The 17,565-nt window shown below is 38.9% G+C and carries 13 protein-coding genes; 8 read left to right on the forward strand and 5 right to left on the reverse strand.

Features of this window, described 5'->3' with window-relative positions; genetic code table 11:
* Positions 1-569 precede the first annotated feature (569 nt).
* The 4 genes from ACYVFA_RS00235 (at position 570) to ACYVFA_RS00250 (ending at position 8,899) form a co-directional block, all read left to right on the forward strand.
* Positions 570-4,781: a 3-coathanger stack domain-containing protein gene (locus tag ACYVFA_RS00235; protein WP_460469768.1), complete on the forward strand. Its 4,212-nt coding sequence runs from the start codon at positions 570-572 to the stop codon at positions 4,779-4,781.
* A gap of 118 nt (positions 4,782-4,899) precedes the next feature.
* Positions 4,900-5,145: a 50S ribosomal protein L31 gene (locus ACYVFA_RS00240; protein WP_460469769.1), complete on the forward strand. Its 246-nt coding sequence runs from the start codon at positions 4,900-4,902 to the stop codon at positions 5,143-5,145.
* A gap of 160 nt (positions 5,146-5,305) precedes the next feature.
* Positions 5,306-6,376, forward strand: coding sequence for a helix-turn-helix domain-containing protein (locus ACYVFA_RS00245; RefSeq protein WP_460469770.1), 1,071 nt, complete (start codon positions 5,306-5,308; stop codon positions 6,374-6,376).
* A gap of 144 nt (positions 6,377-6,520) precedes the next feature.
* A complete protein-coding gene (locus ACYVFA_RS00250; protein ID WP_460469771.1) occupies positions 6,521-8,899 on the forward strand; it encodes an outer membrane beta-barrel family protein in 2,379 nt (792 codons plus the stop codon).
* A 3-nt stretch (positions 8,900-8,902) separates the two neighbouring features.
* Here the strand turns inward: ACYVFA_RS00250 and ACYVFA_RS00255 are convergent, their stop codons facing one another.
* Complete coding sequence (locus ACYVFA_RS00255) at positions 8,903-9,784, reverse strand: DMT family transporter (protein WP_460469772.1); 882 nt, start codon at positions 9,782-9,784, stop codon at positions 8,903-8,905.
* A 220-nt stretch (positions 9,785-10,004) separates the two neighbouring features.
* On the opposite strand from ACYVFA_RS00255, the gene ACYVFA_RS00260 reads away from it, so the two are divergent.
* The 3 genes from ACYVFA_RS00260 to ACYVFA_RS00270 all read left to right on the forward strand — a co-directional run bounded on the left by ACYVFA_RS00260 (position 10,005) and on the right by ACYVFA_RS00270 (position 11,663).
* Complete coding sequence (locus tag ACYVFA_RS00260; protein WP_460469773.1) at positions 10,005-10,907, forward strand: epimerase; 903 nt, start codon at positions 10,005-10,007, stop codon at positions 10,905-10,907.
* 77 nt (positions 10,908-10,984) lie between these two features.
* A complete protein-coding gene (locus ACYVFA_RS00265) occupies positions 10,985-11,374 on the forward strand; it encodes an HIT family protein (RefSeq protein WP_460469774.1) in 390 nt (129 codons plus the stop codon).
* A gap of 103 nt (positions 11,375-11,477) precedes the next feature.
* A complete protein-coding gene (locus ACYVFA_RS00270; protein ID WP_460469775.1) occupies positions 11,478-11,663 on the forward strand; it encodes a hypothetical protein in 186 nt (61 codons plus the stop codon).
* Positions 11,664-11,706: 43 nt separating this feature from the next.
* Here the strand turns inward: ACYVFA_RS00270 and ACYVFA_RS00275 are convergent, their stop codons facing one another.
* From ACYVFA_RS00275 to ACYVFA_RS00290, 4 genes are all read right to left on the reverse strand, one after another.
* On the reverse strand, positions 11,707-12,342 hold the full coding sequence (locus ACYVFA_RS00275) for a carbonic anhydrase (RefSeq protein ID WP_460469776.1): 636 nt from the start codon (positions 12,340-12,342) through the stop codon (positions 11,707-11,709).
* 149 nt (positions 12,343-12,491) lie between these two features.
* Positions 12,492-13,478, reverse strand: a complete 987-nt coding sequence (locus ACYVFA_RS00280; protein ID WP_460469777.1) for an NAD(P)H-dependent glycerol-3-phosphate dehydrogenase — start codon at positions 13,476-13,478, stop codon at positions 12,492-12,494.
* Between the two features lie 118 nt (positions 13,479-13,596).
* Complete coding sequence (locus tag ACYVFA_RS00285) at positions 13,597-15,000, reverse strand: efflux RND transporter periplasmic adaptor subunit (protein ID WP_460469778.1); 1,404 nt, start codon at positions 14,998-15,000, stop codon at positions 13,597-13,599.
* 73 nt (positions 15,001-15,073) lie between these two features.
* On the reverse strand, positions 15,074-16,540 hold the full coding sequence (locus ACYVFA_RS00290; RefSeq protein WP_460469779.1) for a TolC family protein: 1,467 nt from the start codon (positions 16,538-16,540) through the stop codon (positions 15,074-15,076).
* Positions 16,541-16,777: 237 nt separating this feature from the next.
* On the opposite strand from ACYVFA_RS00290, the gene ACYVFA_RS00295 reads away from it, so the two are divergent.
* Positions 16,778-17,545: a hypothetical protein gene (locus ACYVFA_RS00295; RefSeq protein ID WP_460469780.1), complete on the forward strand. Its 768-nt coding sequence runs from the start codon at positions 16,778-16,780 to the stop codon at positions 17,543-17,545.
* Positions 17,546-17,565: the final 20 nt, after the last annotated feature.

Consider the following 17,565-nt stretch of genomic DNA (forward strand, 5'->3'; position numbering starts at 1 on the left):
GTTAAAACTGATTAAGATTCAAGGGCCTATGGAATTAATGCAATTTTATTTCAGGGAACAATTAATATTACAAATGACGTTTTTCTCTGTTTATCGGCCCGGGAAGATACCATGCATCGCGCGGCGAATCAATCGTCTCTATGAGATAATGATAAATCTACTACCCCAACAGTATGATTTTAGCAGAAAACTACTCAAAAACTTTAAAAACAGAATCTTAAGTCGGAAATTTATAGGACAACTATCCGCATAACAAGTATTGAAATGGCCAAGACCAGGTGTCTCCAGAGAAAAAGAAAATCAAAACAGGTGACCATTATGGTGGTAACCTGTTTGAATGAAGACAGAAATAATTTTCAGAAAATCAGAATTACGAGCACTCAAACGGGGCCGAAAAAGGTAGACGCTACGGTGACTACCTTTTTGGCTGAAGGCAGTGATAGGTTACAGAAAATCAGTGTATGCCTATTGTTTTGCCGTCTAATCAATTCGTAAATGCCTTCTATTGTTTTCTTAATATTAAATCTCCAATTTTGTCTTCTTATTTTCCTATTAATTTGTCTGTAATTATGAAAAAATCTCTACTATTTCATGCACTTGTTTTAATCCTTTTTACTTTTACTCTACAAGCGCAGCAAATTAATTTTACACCTCCTCAGGGGCAAACAAAACTCAAATTAGGGCTCGCGCAGGTGGCTACTGCCGCAGCTAATAACCAGTTGATGGACAAAGAAAATGTAAGCAATTATAACCTATTTGTTTTTAAAGAAAAGAATGAGAAAATACTGGTTGATGTGGTAGCCAAAGCCGATGTAGCTGCCTTGCAAAAAGAATTGAGCAATGGCGCTATTGAAATGATAGGAGCCTCGAAAAAACGGGTGACCTGCTGGGTAGAAGTAGATAAGATTAATAGCCTGGCTGCCAATTCAAAAAATATCTCGTGGATTCAGCCTGTAATAAAGCCTCTCAATAATTCTGGACCTATCATGACACAGGGAGACTCTGCGCAGCGCTCAGATATTGCCCGAAAAATGACTGGGCTGAATGGAAATAATATAAAAATAGGCGTTCTTTCTGATAGTTATAATCTCCTGAATGGCGCTTCGGCCGGTGTCAGTGCCGGAGAATTACCAGGGCCGGGTAATCCGAATGGGTTTACCACCCCTGTAACGGTCTTGAGTGAATCATTAAGCGGTGGTGCCGATGAGGGCAGAGCCATGATAGAAATCATTCATGATGTAGCACCGGGCGCACAAATCTATTATTATTCTGCCTTTAATGGTGAGGCTGATTTTGCCAATGGTATCAGAGCATTAGCCGCGGCCGGTTGTAAAATTATTGTAGATGATATTACTTACCTGCTCGAACCATTTTTTCAGGACGGCATGATTGCTCAGGCTGTAGATGAGGTGACGGCCAATTATGGCGTATCTTATTATTCATCGGCCGGAAACTCCAGTAATGGTTCTTATGAAGCTCCGTATCAGGCATCCAGTTTTCAACCGTTCACCAATAGCTCAGAAACTGCTCATAATTTCGGAACAACCGGAAGTCCGGTTTATCTGCTACCCATTCAGATTATTAATGGGATGACAATGACGCTGGAATGGGATGATCCTTATTTCAGCACTGGCAATGGTTCGGCTGGTGCCACTTCAGACCTTAATATTTATCTGGTTATAGAAAATCAGGGCAATTATCAGGTAGTAGCATCCAGTACCGACAGCAATATAGGAGCAGACCCGGGAGAAATATTCCAAATATCCGGAACAGGCAATGCTTATATATTGATTACTAAAAAAGCGGGAACTAATCCCAGAAATATTAAATTTCTGGGCTATCGTGGTTTAAGCTGGGCTGTTACCCCTACGAATATTGTAGGAATTAAAGCTTCTACCATTATCGGGCACCACAATGCTACCAGCACCATGTCGGTAGGAGCGGCCAGCTATGATAAGACTCCTGCTTATGGAATAGATCCTCCTGAACCGGAATATTATACCTCGCGCGGAGGTACACCTATTTATCGATCTATTTCCGGCGATTTATTGCCTACACCTATTATCAGGCAAAAACCTGAGATAGTAGCACCTGACAACGCCAATACTTCTTTTTTCATTGCCGGATATGATTATGAAAATGACGGCACACCGAATTTCAGCGGAACATCTGCTGCTGCGCCACATGCCGCTGCAGTGGCTGGATTGATGTTGCAGGGTAATCCGGAATTAACCCCAGGTGCCATAAAAACAGCCTTGATTAATTCTTGTGTAGATATGGACGACCCCACTACACCGGGCTTTGATACTGGTTTTGATTATGCGACTGGTAATGGCTTAATCAGAGCAGATGCGGCTGTTTTAAGTACGTTGAACCCCAATTGCCCTAATGTTAATGTCACCATTACCCGCTCCACTACTTTTTGCGAGGGTGATTCAGTGATTTTTGATGCTAATACAGCTTCAGGTTATACCTTCCAATGGAAAAGAAACAATACTGATTTACCGGATCAAACACAGGCTCGACTGATAGCGAAAGAATCGGGTCAATATACAGTTGCTATTACAAACCTGAATTGTACGCTGGCATCTACTGCCATCAGGGTTACAACACAATTAGGTGTTCCCGCTCCTACTACTATCAGCCGAAGCATTAGCCAGGGCACAACTATTACTACCGGAAACGGCTTACAAGCCAGTAGCAACTGCCATCCGCAACAAACAGTTACCTATTCAGGCCCTACGATAGGCTATGATGGAAACACCAAAAGTGGTGCCGACCCAACAGTAACCGTGGCTGGTGTCAGTGGTAATATTGCTCTCACCAGAATATCAATCAGATGGCGCAAAAGAAGTGGTGGCTCGATTAACGATTGTGGTACAACTGGTGGCAGTGAGAATCCTTTCAATGATGAAGTATCTTTTAAAATAGTAGCGCCTGGTAATATAACCGTTAACCTGCTCAATGCCAATACCTATGCGTTTTCCGGAAGCTATGCAGGGCTGGTGACAACGGTATTTGAAGATGGTGGTGCTGCGGTGGGTGCTATACCTGCATCCGGCACATTTAATCCTGCACAAAGTTTAGGCATGCTGGATGGCATAAACCCTAATGGTGTCTGGAAACTGATAGCCAATGATGATGCGATGATAGACCCACTCTGTGTAGAAAGTTTCTCGGTTACGGTTTATACCAAAGCAACAGGCGCGGCAAGTACCATTACCTGGTGGGATAGCCAATCAGGAGGAAATCAGGTAGCTACGGGTAATGAATATATTCCGGGTAATACGGCTCCCGGCACTTATACTTATTATGCTGAGGCTTCATGCGCAGGCAGTGGCTTAAGTTGTCAGGCGAGCATCCGGGTACCTGCTACCTTAACTATTGTGCCGGGTTGTGTAACACAAGCGGGAAGCGTAGGCGGTGGGACAAATGTTTGTGCTGTCAGCAATAGCGGAACTTTAACTTTGACTGGCTACACAGGAACTATTCTCAGATGGGAATCATCAGTTGATAATTTTAGCACCATTACTACAATCAACAATACGACTGCCACGCAAAACTATTCTGGACTTACTCAAAATACACAATTCAGAGCCGTTGTTAAAAATGGCTCCTGTACTGAGGCTAATGCAACTCCTGCAAGCATCACGGTGACAACTGTTCCGGCTGCTGCCAGCAATACGGGTCCTTATGATATAGGTCAAACGATTCAGTTAACAGCTTCGGGGGGTAGTTCTTATAGCTGGACAGGGCCAAATGGGTTTAGTAGCGTCAATAATCCTGCTAGCATCAACAATGCTACTCTTGCCATGAAAGGCACTTATACGGTTACAGTTACACAAAATTCATGCACAGCCACGGCCACAACCTTTGTTAATGTGAGTGATACCAATCCTTGCAGCAAAGTAGTTGATTTTGATTATGTACTTGCAGGTAACCCTTTCGATTATAAGTTCCCACTAGTCAATAATATGGTGATTGCGCAAGTGCCCGAAGAAACTTCAATCGTATTGAATCCGATTTGCCCGTCAGTCATGATTGAGAGTTTCAGAATAGTGCTTCAAGGCCCTGCTCCTTTCCAGAATCAGGAAACGATTGAGAATGTACCGATTTATGCGCTTTTTAATAATTCAGGCAATAATGTTTTTGGCCGACATTTGCCTACGGGCAATTATACCATGACCGTGACGGGTTATAATCAGGATAATTTACAGGGCAATGTCACTTATGGCCCAATGGTTATTAATTTCAGTATTGTTGCCAGCAATGCCAGCATTGCTACCCCGACTTTTGATATTAACGCCCTTTGTGCAGGCGGTACTAATACTTTTAATGTCAATTTTGGTACCACAGGTGCATTTAATCCGGGTAATCAGTTTGAGGTGCAATTATCTGATTTGTATAGTTCGTTTGATAATCCGGTGGTGATTGGTACATCTAACACAGCCGGAAATGTGGCGTGTACGATTCCAGCCAATGTAATAGCGGGAAATCAGTATAAAATCAGGGTAGTTTCTACTAATCCTACTATAAATGGCAATTCGAACGGAACAACCATCAGCATTACTTCAAGTGCACTAACACTGGTAAGCCCTGCTGATAATTACACCGGAGCGACATTGATTAAAAAAGCCGGAGAAACCATTAATGCGACTAACAAAATATTCAGTCCGTCAAATATCAGCTACGAAGCCGGGAATGCTGTGATTTTAGGAACAGGTTTTCAGGTAGATAATAGTGCGGTTTTCAAGGCGGAGATCAAAGCCTGTTATAATTAACAAACGGGAAAACAAGTTTTTTCTATTATTTTATGGAATATGCTTTGCTTTTTGTTTAAATATTTCTAAATTTGCAACCCGTTTTAGCGATTTTAAGAAGTTCAATACAAATACAGCAATGAAAAAAGATATTCATCCAAATTATAGACCAGTTGTTTTCTGGGATTTGTCAACAAATTTCAAATTCGTAACACGCTCATGTGTGAACACGAAAGAAAGCATCGTTTGGGAAGATGGTAAAGAATACCCTGTTTATAAAGTAGAGGTAAGTTCTGACTCACACCCATTCTATACTGGTAAAAACGTATTGCTTGATACAGCCGGACGTGTTGATAAATTCAACAAACGTTATGGTAAAAAATAATTATCGAGTTTACCTACTGAAAAGGTCTTTTAGAAAATTCTAGAAGACCTTTTTTGTTTTTACTCACTGTATGATAATCTCAAAAAAGCATATCGGGCTTATGCTAGCTTGATGAATTTTAGATATTTTTGTAGAAAAGCTATGCTAGAATTTCGGAATCATGAACCTCAGGCAAGACATACTATTTTTCTTTAGTGGACTAGGTGCTTTCAATGGCCTGCTTTTAGCTGCTTATTTTTTATTTTTCAAAAAGACCAAGACTTTCACAGGTTTCTTATTAGGTTTATTGCTCCTATGCCTGAGTGTAAGGGTAGGCAAATCTATTTTTCTGGTTTTTAAACCTGATCTGGCTAAAATTTATCTGCAAATAGGCTTATCGGCCTGTTTCTTTATAGGGCCTACACTCTTTTATCTGATAAAATCTATCCGTGAGCATATCGTTGAAGTGCCAAAATACTGGAAGCTGAATTTTGCTATTCATCTGGTAATTATCATTTCAGTGGGTGTAACGTTGCCGTATCAGGACTATCCGCAACTTTGGGGGCCTTATTTTATTAAAATCATTTACCTGCAATGGTTTTTATATACACTTGCTACAGGGATAAAGATAAAACAAGTTTTTGCGAAACTCTTCAATCGTCAGGAAAAACTAAATCTGCCCGAGCAGTTTCAATTATTACTATTCTCGGGTAATACCATCATTTTTCTTAGCTATTTTCTTTCTTTGCTCAATATCCAGCAAGGCTTTTATATAACCGGGCCTCTTTCGTTTAGCTTTATTCTCTATATCAGTATTCTGTTCTTGCTGAAAAAAGAGAAAATGGATACTTATGTGTTTACCACGCAAGATAAATATGCCAATAAAAAAATCGGCAAAGAACTGGCAAATCCATTAATTCAGAAATTAGAACAAATTCTGCAAGAGCAGGAATTATACAAAGATGCGAATCTTAAACTGAATGATTTATCGAAGAAAATCAATATTTCAGGGCATCAGCTATCACAATTATTGAATGATAATCTGGGTAAAAGTTTCTCGACTTATATCAATGAGTACCGCATTAATGAAGCCTGTAAAATGATTATTGAACAGCCCAACCTTACGCTCGAAGCCATCGGATATGAGGTAGGCTTTAATTCTAAATCTACTTTTTATACAACTTTTAAAAAATTAAAACAAACTACGCCGATGATTTACAAAGAAAATACTGAGAAAAGCATTAGTTCATAAACCATTACTTATCAATCTATTATAATTTTATCAAAATCCATGCAAGTCCAGATTTATAATTCCGAACTCCTGAATATTAGATTCTGAACCTTGGTTATTTCTACAAAAATTACATTTGACAAGTATTTGTAAAATGTATATTCTATGTCGAAATCACTTATTGCAATCATTCTATTCATTTTTGTTTATTCGTGCACATTTGCTCAGATTACGCTCTCGGGAAGAGTTTCTGATCACACCACAAGCCAAGGCATCCCTTTTGTGAATGTATCTTTGCTTTCGGTGAAAGATTCGTCTTTCATAAAAGGAAGTGTTACAGATTCATCGGGTATTTTCCAGTTCGCATCCATTTCAAAAGGTAGCTATCTCTTGTTATTCTCTTCCATTGAATATCAGAAGCAGTATCAGGCTATATCAATAGAAAATAACAGTCAGGTTACTATAACATTGGCAACCAACAATCAATTGCTGAATGAAGTGAATGTGAGGGCAGATAAAATACAAATACAGAAAACAGATGAAAAGCTGATTGTGAATATTGCCGATAATAAGTTATTTAATACCTCAACCAATGGTTTTGATATATTAAAGAAAATGCCCGGAATCCAGATTAATAACGATGGTAGTTTGTCAATGGCCGGAGGGGTAATGCCAACTATTTTTGTGGACGGCAAGCCTATGCCTATGAGTGTCGAGCAATTACAAACCTATCTGAACAGCCTCACCCCAGAAATGATTGCTTCCATTGAAATCATTGCTAATCCGTCAGGCAGATATGATGCAGAATACAAAGCTATTATCGATATCAGATTACAACGAGATAAAACACTGGGCTGGATTGGGAATTATGTAGGTACTTTGCAACAAGGCGTTTATTTGTATAATAACAATAACCTCACTTTAACATACAATACGCCCAAGGTGGCTTATACGGCAAGGTTGGGGTATCAGGCAGGTGCTACCGTTTATCGTTATCGGGCATTGCAGCATCAGGCCAATACTAATATTATGCGAACAGACACCTGGCAGAAAATCAATCATGCTAATTATACTATACAATTGGAGGCGGACTATCATCTGAAAAAGAATCAGAATCTGGGCCTTATCTTGCGCACCAACCTGCTAAACAGAAAGGCATGGGCTGATAATACTTTGCACTTCACCAATTCGGCAGATGAGCTTGTATTATCCAACATCCATAGCTTGAATAATTATATTCCCACACAAAGCAATTATGGCATCAATTTAAGCTATGATGCCCGCTTGGGTAAAAATGAATTGCATGTATTAGGTATAGTCTCTCAGGTAAATAACCGTCGGAAAGAAGACATCCAGAATACACAGACGCTTACGGGAGACTTATTGAATTATTGGAAAACCAATCTGCTCAATGCCATTTCTATCCGTTCAATTCAGTCAGATTTTATCAATACTATCGGAAAAGGAAAATTAGAAATAGGAGGCAAATTTGCGGCAATCAGCACCAAAAATAATCTGGTGTATGACACACTCGGTAATGATAATACTTTTGTGCTCGACCTGAGCAGGACCAACAATTTTCATTATGATGAATATATATCGGCCGCTTATGTAATCTATGGACAAAAGTGGGGTAACCTGAATTATAAAATAGGTTTGCGTACTGAGCATACACATAGTATCGCCAATGCGATTACCAGCAGACAGATTACAGAAAGGGATTATTTCAGATGGTTGCCAAGCATTAATCTGTCTTATCTGTTGGCGAATGAACAGCAGATTACAGCTGCCTATACGCATCGGATGACACGTCCTACTTTTGAATCATTGAATCCTTTCCGGTTTTATTTAAGTCCTTTGAATTATTGGGTAGGCAATCCCTACCTCCTACCCTCTACTACCAAGCAATTGAGTGTAACATATACCAAAAAGAATTTCTATACCTTACTCAATATTGGAAGGGAATTAGACCCAATGGCTCGTTATCCTGAGTACAATCGGGTGACAAATGTATTAGAATACTTGGGCACAAACCTACCTTATAATGATTTTGCTACGCTTGAGGCTAATTGGGCTATCAGTGTAAAAAAATGGTGGCGCATGAATCATAATCTGGGCCTATATTATAAAAAAGAGCAGACACCTTATCAGGGATTGGTTTATCAGATTCCGATTACGAATTATATGATTAATGGAAGCCAGGTTTTTACGTTGACTAAGGATTTTACTTTTGATATTTATTATTACTATGTTTCTAAGCGAGGAAATGGACTTTATATTTTCAAACCTATTTATTATATTGATTTAGGTTTGCAGAAAATATGGTTGAAGGGCAAGCTGAATACGAAAATGAGTTTTTATGATATTTTCAATACCAATTATCTCCAATTGATTTTCAGAGAAAAAAGCATTATTGATAATGAGTTTTCACATTGGGGGGGTAATCAGCGCGTAATGTTTTCACTCACCTATAATTTTGGGAAATCAGGTTATAAAATCAAGCAGGATACCAGAAATGAGGAGGAGAGCAGAGTTAGTAATTAAAAGTTACTTAGCTGGTTTCAAAAACGGATGTAGAATCACCGATAGCAGTATCAAAACGCCTCCGATATAAAAACCGGTAGTCATGCGCTCTTTTTCACCAAAAATAAAATAAGCTAACAAGATACCATAAATAGGCTCCATATTGATAGAGAGATTGAGGGTAAAGGCAGAGATTTTCTTCAATAGCTTCACCATTTCGTTGTATGGATAAACTGTACAAACCAAGCCTAAAATGGCTATCCATATCCAATCGGTTGGACTGGGTATTAATTGAAAATGAGTCTCTGGCGAGGCATAAACAATGATTGGAATAAATACCCAGGAAGCTACAAATGCCCCGACCATTTCGTAAAAAGTAATGGTTTGGGCTTCATATTTTTGCGCCAGTTGGGCATTGAGTACAGAGAAAATGGTGGCTAATAAAGCAGCAATGATACCGATAATGATTCCGGTAAGATATTGGTATTCAAACTTAAATACGAAGTACATCCCTGCCACAACAAGAACCCCTAATAGTACCTCTACGCCACTGATTTTTGTTTTCTTAACAAGAGGCTCAAAGATACTCGTAAAGAAAGAGGTAACCGAAAAAGTCACTAAACTTATAGCGATGGTAGAAGCACGTGCCGAACCAAAAAAGCACATCCAATGCAAGGAAATGATTGCCCCAACACCCAGTAATGGCAGACTTTCTTTAAACGGAATAAGGATATTTTTCTTTTGAATTCTGGCCACTATATACATCCCTGCTGAAGCTAGTAAAGTACGGTAGAATACTACTCCCAAAGCAGATACATCAGTCAAACGGCCCAGAATGGCCGTAAAACCTAAAATAATAACAATTAAGTGAAGTTTCAGGTAATCTTGTGGTGATGCTTTGGTCATAAGTTTTAAGGAGCTTAGGGCTGTTGTATAGAGGCCATCTATACGAATAGCCAAAGGTAATCAGATTTTGAAACATATTGGTAGCTATTGACTGGGGTTATTTTGCAGCTTCCGGTTAGCAGAGTTCCAACCTATGATTTGAAAAATGTTTACTTATAGGATTACCACAAACATTTCTATCGATTTCTCTGTTTAAAACTAAACTAATTACTAAAAAGACGTGAATATTTTAATAACCGGAGGTACAGGGCTTATTGGTAAGCAGCTGACCAGACTTTTATTAAGCAAAGGCCATAAGGTCTCTTTGCTGAGCCGAGAAAAAGTAAATATACCGGATGTAAAAGTATTTCTATGGGATATAAAGAAAGGACTCATAGATGACGAAGCCTTCAAAAATATCGACTATATAATTCATCTGGCTGGTGCTGGAATTGCAGATAAACGGTGGACTGATAAGCGCAAGCAAGAGATTATTGACTCTCGTGTAAAGCCCATTCAATTGCTGAATAAGCATCTCAAAGATCAGAAAATCAAACTCAAAGCATTTATTTCGGCCTCAGCTACTGGCTATTATGGAGGTGATACGGGAGAGGCAAGATTAGATGAAAGCAGCCCTGCGGGTCATGATTTTCTCGCTACTTGCACAAAAATATGGGAAGAAGAAGGTGAGAAATTTACTCAGGCTGAAAGAATAGTAAGTCTTCGTACTGGAATTGTATTAAGCGAAAAGGGAGGAGCTTTACCACAACTTTTACAGCCTATTAAATTAGGAATCGGCTCAGCACTTGGTAGTGGTAAACAATGGATGTCTTGGATACATATTGATGATATGTGCCAGTTGTATTTACAAGCCATTGAAGACGAAAAAATGCACGGTGCCTATAATGCAGTAGCGCCTGCCCCTGTGCGAAATGAAGAAATAGTGAGAATTGCCGCTGATGTCTTAAGAAAACCACTATGGGCGCCAAATGTTCCCGCTTTTATACTGAAATTACTCTTTGGTGAGATGGCTATCGTAGTTGTAGGAGGAAGTTATATAAAAAATAAAAGGGTTTCGGAGGAACTGTCATTCTCATATAAATTCACAACTATCAGAGCGGCATTAGAAGATTTATTAAAGTAATTTCTCTAAAGCAAGTTTTTCGCAGAACTCAATTGCAAAATTTATTACCTTGCGCTCAAATCCATAAATGATATATCATGCCTTCTATCTTTTCAAAAATAGTAGCAGGAGAAATCCCGTCTCATAAAATAGCTGAAACTGATGAGTTTCTGGCCTTTCTGGATGTTTTCCCATGCGCGATTGGCCATACTTTGGTGATACCCAAAAAGGAAATAGATTATCTGTTTGATTTGGATGATGATCTATATACAGGCTTAATGCAATTTGCTAAACAGATCGAACCGGCGATCAGAAAAGCTATCCCTTGCAAACGCATTGGCGTAGCAGTGATTGGTCTGGAAGTCCCTCATGCGCATGTTCATCTGATACCGATGAATAGTATGGGCGACATGAATTTTAATAATAAATTAAAGCCTACACAAGAGCAACTAGCTGAAACAGCAGAAAAAATCAGAAGTTTTTTATAGAAGTATGGAGATAATTTACGCAGTTGTTATCTGTATTTTACCACTCTTTTTATCCGTCAGATGTATTTATTTGCTGAGAAAGAATCCGAAGATTTCAGGATTTATGAAGAGCATAATTAACGCCATTCTCTCTGGCATTATTATCGTTTCTATCAGCGTAAGTATCCATCATTTCATGACTGATGGTATCAGCGAAAGATCAAATATGAGTATAGGAGTTTTGACTACCGTGCAAGGTATTATGTCGGGAGTAGTATTTTTGGTGACACGGTTTTTAGGGAAGATCTAATAAGTACAGAGGGTTTTCATTTAGAAAACCCTCTTCATTCTAACTATTCGCCTAAATAATAAATCTCCTGTATATCTTTCAATAATTTGTTGAAATCCAATTTCAGATCTATTAGCTTTCCATTTTTTATATCGAAAACCCATCCATGCACAGTAGGGAAACCTTTTTTCGAATATTCCTGCTGAACGCTGGCCAGTTTAATTACATTGATACATTGCTCCTGAACATTCAGCTCAACGAGACGATCGTAACGTTTGGCTTCGTCTGTAATAGCATTGAGTTCATCTTTATGTAACCTGTATACATCTCTGATATTTCTTAGCCAAGGGTTCAGAATCCCCATATCTACAGGCTGCATGGCGGCTTTTACACCTCCACAATTATAATGCCCACAAACAACTACGTGTTTTACACCCAAGTAGCGTACGGCGTAGTTAATTACAGACATCACGTTCAAATCAGTTGCATTTACCAGATTGGCAATATTGCGGTGCACAAAAACTTCACCTGGGCCGGCACCCATTAGGTCTTCTGCTGTCACACGGCTATCACTACAACCAATATAGAGGTAATCAGGGCGCTGTTCCTTTGCCAGATTTTCAAAAAAGTCTTTATTGGTTCTCTTTTTTTCATTCAACCAGATCTGGTTGTTTTCGAATACTTGATCGTAAGTAGGCATATAGTAAAATTCAAAAGTTGGAAAATTCTTTAATTAAAGTCAAATGAGTTTATGTAATCGAGAGAGTCGTTTGTACACAAATATTGAGAAAATATCAGCTATTTCAACATATACACCGAATTATTTTTCGTGCATCTCAATGCAGAATCCTACTTCAATTTCTCTTTCAGATTCTCAAACTCCTTCTTCAAAGGTGCACTCTCATAAAGAATCTGATAGGCAAAGTTGGTAATAGGAATATCTATATCATAACCTTTCAGCATTTCGTAAATACACTTTACTGCATAATACCCTTCAGCTACCATATTCATTTCCAATTGGGCCGCTTTTACGCTATATCCCCTACCTACCATATTACCAAAGGTACGGTTACGGCTGAATTGTGAGTAAGCGGTAACGAGTAAATCACCCAAGTAAGCTGAGGCGCTTAAATCCCGTTTCATTGGGTCTATCACATCTACTACACGACAGATTTCCTGCATGGCGTTTGATACCATCACGGCCTGAAAATTATCTCCACCACCCAAGCCGTGCGTAATTCCACAGGCCAAGGCTACAATGTTTTTCATCACGGCTGAATATTCCACCCCATACAAATCTGCTAAGGCCGACGTGCTTACAAAACGGCAACGCAATAAATCCGCAAAATCATTCGCCAATTGCAAATTAGGTGAAGCTATGGTGAGGTAAGAATGTTTTTCTAAAGCTACTTCTTCCGCATGGCAAGGTCCGGCTATCACACCAATGTTATAGGCAGGCACTTCATAGATTTGCTCTATCCAGTCAGTTACCAATTGGTTAGTGGCCGGAATCATCCCCTTGATAGCAGATATAATCTTCTTACCTTGAAGATGGCTTTTGTCAACGGTTTTTAGGGCATCTGAAAGAAAAGCTGCTGGAACTGCCAGCACTACCCACTCAGTACCACGTAAGGCTTCCTTTAGGTTGGTATAAGGCTTTACCTTTGAGGGGTGAATCTCTACACTACTCAGATAGTTTTTGTTATGGTGAAGTCTTTTGATGTGCTCTGCGTCTTCACTGCTCCGCATCCACCATTTAATTTGTACATTTCCCTCGCTTAAAATCTTAACAATAGCCGTTGCCCAACTGCCGCCTCCTATAATCGTTATTTTCATGTTCGTCCCTTCAAGGATTTAGTTCATGATGCTAAATAAACCAAAAGCCTTGAAAAAACAAAAAGACCGCATTTCAGCAGTCTTTTTGTATAAGTATTTATTGATGCGTATGAATAAATTAATTCTTCTTAGCTTTATCTTTCTGCTCTCCTTTCTTGGTAACTAAGTCACCGTCTTTCAACTTCTTCGATACAGCGATAAACGGTCCTGATACAATTTCCTCTCCTTCTTTCAAGCCATCTTTAATTTCAATTGTTCCGGCGGCTGTATCAGTAATACCTGTTTTTACTTCACGCATTTTTACTTTGTTTTCTGCACCAGCTACAAATACCACCTCTTTAGGCAATTCTTTTTTCTTAGGTTTTGCCGGTTCGTTAGCACCTTGATCTTCGCTTGGTGGGCCTTGCTGGTCTTTCTTCTCTTCATTGTTGCTTCCGTCACGGGTAGTTACAGCAGCAATAGGTACGCTTATTACTTTTTCTTTTTTCTCAGTAATAATATCAACCGTTGCCGTCATACCAGGTTTGAATGGATATACTTTTTTCGCTTTTCTATCAATTAAATCACGGTAAGATTCCGGTAGAATTCTGATTCTTACCTCAAACTCTGTTACGGCATCAGTAGCAGACGAAGCAGCAGCCAAAGTACCTCCTGCGCCATTGGCAGTATTGGCAATCTGAGTTACGATTCCCTTAAATTTCTTACCTGTCAATGAGTACGAGTCTACATCAATATTAGCAGTATCACCTAAGCTTACACGCACAATATCATTCTCGTTTACGTTGATTCTAACCTCCATATTATTCAGGTTGGCAATGCGCAACATTTCGGTACCTGCCATCTGTGAGGTACCCACTACTCTTTCTCCCAATTCTACGGCCAGTTTAGAGACAATACCATTCATTGGGGCATAGATACTGGTTTTACGTAGGTTTTCAGAGGCATCTTTCAAACCTGCTTCTGCACTTCTGATATTAAAGGTCGAAGCCTCCAGGTTAGATTTTGCAGCAGCAACATCTTGTTTGGCAACCTTCAGATTGGTTTCAGCAATTTCTAAATCAGAAGCTGAAATTACTTTATCAGCAAATAGTTTTTTCTGACGGTCATATTCTGCCTGTGCACGTATCTGGCGAGCTTCTGATTGTGCAATAGTAGATCTTGCTTGTTCTGCGCTGGCTTTTGACTGGTTCACAACGGCTTCAGCACGTTGAGTAATTGAAATATAGTTTTCAGGTTGAACTTTCAATAATAACTGTCCTTTTTTCACAGAATCACCTTCTTTCACATATAAACCGATAATCTCACCGGGTACGTCAGGTGTTATTTTTACTTCAACTTCAGGCTGGATTTTACCCGATGCCGAAACTGTTTCAATAATATCTGTTCTTCCTACTTTTACAAATTCAACTTCGGTAGGTTTTTCTTTACCTATCCAACCCGCCGATTTCGCAACGAATAGAAATATTACAAGTAGGACGACTACGCCGCCCAAAATCAACCAGATTCTATTTGATTTTTTCATTGAGAAAATAAATTTGTATACAATTAGTAATAAGGTAAGTAATTAGCTCTATGCCTGGAAAAAGGTACAAGGCTTAGAAATTAAGTGGTTTGTTCTGATAATAATCTAAAATCTTGATTCTGAAAATATAATCATATTTTGCCTGAATCTGGTTGGCTCTGGCGCGATCCAGGTTAGTTTTTGAAATGCTATAATCCAGTGAATTCAACGAACCTACATTAAATTTAGATTCTGCTGCTCTGTAAGATTCTTCTAAAGCACGCACCTGATTGCCTAAAGCTGAGTATTTTTTTGCCGAGTTACTCATGTTTACATACGCTGTTTCGATATCCTGACGTAGACGTAAACGTACATTCTCAGCCTGTACTTCTGCTTGTTTCTTTTGAATCATAGCTCCGGTGGTACGATACTTGGCATTAAATCCATTGAAAATCGGGATTCTTGCGCTTAACCCTAACGAATAGTTTATATTACCACTTAACTGACGGAAATAACCGATTTTTTCGCTAGTAGTAGAAGTAGTTGGCAATAAAGCGATAACCGGATAACGCACGCCTGCTACATCAACGTATCCAGCTTCAGTCTCAACTATTTTTTGTGATACTAATACTTTTTCGGCCGCTGTAGAAGTAGAACTATTTGCATTAGCAAACGCTGAAACTACCGGGGACTTTAATCCCTTAGCTATATCAACTGCTTTCTGTGCCGCTTTTACGCGCATATCCGCTGCTTGCACATCAGCCAGGAAACTTTGTGCAATTTCATATACTTCTGTAGAAGAGTTCGGATATGGTGCGATGTTCGGATTCGGAACCTCTATTCTTACTACATCCAGATTTCTTTCAGCGGCCACATTCAACAATTGTTTTAAAGTTAGTTTCGCTGTAATAATAGCATTTTCTGCATTTACTACCTGTACTTCATCATTCGCCAATTGTGCTTGAATATCAAATAAATTAGTTTCAGGAACGGAGCCTGCATTGACTAATTTCTGTGTACGCTCTAATTGTATTCTCGATACCTCTACCTGTCTTTGAGAAATCGCCAACAAATCCTCTTGTGAAAGAATATTCAAATAAGCTACTACCACATTCAGGGTAATAGAATTTTTCATCGCTTGTAAGTCTAACTTCGCTACTTCGACATTTGTCTGGTTTAAAGCTATATTATTCCGTGTCTGGTAGCCGTCAAAAACGGTAACACCAGATGAAAGCCCGAAACCATTAGAACCCACAGTATTGGTAATAATACCGTTGGTATAAGGGTTGATGTTTCGACCTGAAAACAGGTTCACGTTGGCACTCCCATTCAGGTTAGGGTATCTGGCCCATTTTGATTGGTCGAGTGTATTGATATTGCCTTCAACTGTTAGACTACTTTGTTTGATAGAAAGGTTGTTTTTCAGAGCCACGTCAACGGCCTCTTGTAAACCTATTTTATCTGCCGGATTGGCATTAGCACTCGTAGCAGTAGGCTGTTGTGCCTGAACAAAGACATTTACAAGTAATAGAGCAGGTAATAAGATTTTAACAAATTTCATAAGGAAAATATTTTTTCATATTCGATGGACCAATTCGATGAAACTTATGAGGCTTTATACGAGTTTTGATAAGACAATCTTACGAAACATTCTTATATACCTGCCACAAGAAATGGATAAGCGGTTTTATTGAAGTTTAGACTTAATACTTTAAGGTTTGAACTTCTTAAAAAATAGCTTTAAGTTTGAAGTATATTTCATTTGTTGTTTAAGAAAGGATTGAAAATGAGCAGTCAAATGCCAAAGGATTTTTTGAAATTCCTGAAAAATCCAGACTTTATAGACGGGATTTACAACTACTGTGATAGTTGGTGTGAGCGCTGTGCCTTTACCAATAAGTGTATGAATTTTGCCATGCGCAAGTATAAAGAAGAGCAAAGCGGTGAGGCCAGTATAGAGGATAGTCTGACAGAGGTTTTTCAACAAACTACGGATTTGATTAAGCAGATTATTGAAGATAAAGGCATGAGCTGGGAAGATATGGTGGGCCAGGCAGATACTGAAACACCCACAATTGATCCACACAAAGAAGCCGATAATCACAGGAATGTAAAAATTGCTAAAGAATATACGTACTTATATGGCTCATTTCTGAAAACCGAACAAGGCTTTATGCAAGGCAAAGGGCTGGAATTTCAGAAAGATTTGAATAAAGGAATTATTTCAGTTGAAGAGGCAGAAGAAGCATTATCACAAATTGAAGATGCCTTTGAGGTCATTAACTGGTACCAAAGCCTTATTTACATCAAAATCAGAAACGCCTGTCAGTTGTTCTTCGAAGAAGATTTAAGTGATTTTATGACCGATTATTATAATGGAAAAGCCAAACTAACGCTTATCAGTATAGACAGAAGCATTGCAGCCTGGCTGGTATTGCAAGTACATTTCCCTGAAAAAGCGTATAAAATTACCGAAATCTTGTTTCAATTAGAAAAACTACGCCGACAAATAGAAAAAGATTTCCCTAATGCTCGTAAATTTGTGAGACCGGGCCTGGACAAATAATTTGCCCTCATATTTAACCT

It is taken from the genome of Emticicia fontis (genome assembly GCF_054779675.1).

What these genes read in the sequence shown, in the direction of transcription:
- ACYVFA_RS00235 (WP_460469768.1), top strand. Translation starts at nt 570, where the DNA reads ATGAAAAAATCTCTACTATTTCATGCACTTGTTTTAATCCTTTTTACT.
- ACYVFA_RS00240 (WP_460469769.1), top strand. Translation starts at nt 4,900, where the DNA reads ATGAAAAAAGATATTCATCCAAATTATAGACCAGTTGTTTTCTGGGAT.
- ACYVFA_RS00245 (WP_460469770.1), top strand. Translation starts at nt 5,306, where the DNA reads ATGAACCTCAGGCAAGACATACTATTTTTCTTTAGTGGACTAGGTGCT.
- ACYVFA_RS00250 (WP_460469771.1), top strand. Translation starts at nt 6,521, where the DNA reads ATGTCGAAATCACTTATTGCAATCATTCTATTCATTTTTGTTTATTCG.
- ACYVFA_RS00255 (WP_460469772.1), bottom strand. Translation starts at nt 9,784, where the DNA reads ATGACCAAAGCATCACCACAAGATTACCTGAAACTTCACTTAATTGTT.
- ACYVFA_RS00265 (WP_460469774.1), top strand. Translation starts at nt 10,985, where the DNA reads ATGCCTTCTATCTTTTCAAAAATAGTAGCAGGAGAAATCCCGTCTCAT.
- ACYVFA_RS00270 (WP_460469775.1), top strand. Translation starts at nt 11,478, where the DNA reads ATGAAGAGCATAATTAACGCCATTCTCTCTGGCATTATTATCGTTTCT.
- ACYVFA_RS00275 (WP_460469776.1), bottom strand. Translation starts at nt 12,342, where the DNA reads ATGCCTACTTACGATCAAGTATTCGAAAACAACCAGATCTGGTTGAAT.
- ACYVFA_RS00280 (WP_460469777.1), bottom strand. Translation starts at nt 13,478, where the DNA reads ATGAAAATAACGATTATAGGAGGCGGCAGTTGGGCAACGGCTATTGTT.
- ACYVFA_RS00285 (WP_460469778.1), bottom strand. Translation starts at nt 15,000, where the DNA reads ATGAAAAAATCAAATAGAATCTGGTTGATTTTGGGCGGCGTAGTCGTC.
- ACYVFA_RS00290 (WP_460469779.1), bottom strand. Translation starts at nt 16,540, where the DNA reads ATGAAATTTGTTAAAATCTTATTACCTGCTCTATTACTTGTAAATGTC.
- ACYVFA_RS00295 (WP_460469780.1), top strand. Translation starts at nt 16,778, where the DNA reads ATGCCAAAGGATTTTTTGAAATTCCTGAAAAATCCAGACTTTATAGAC.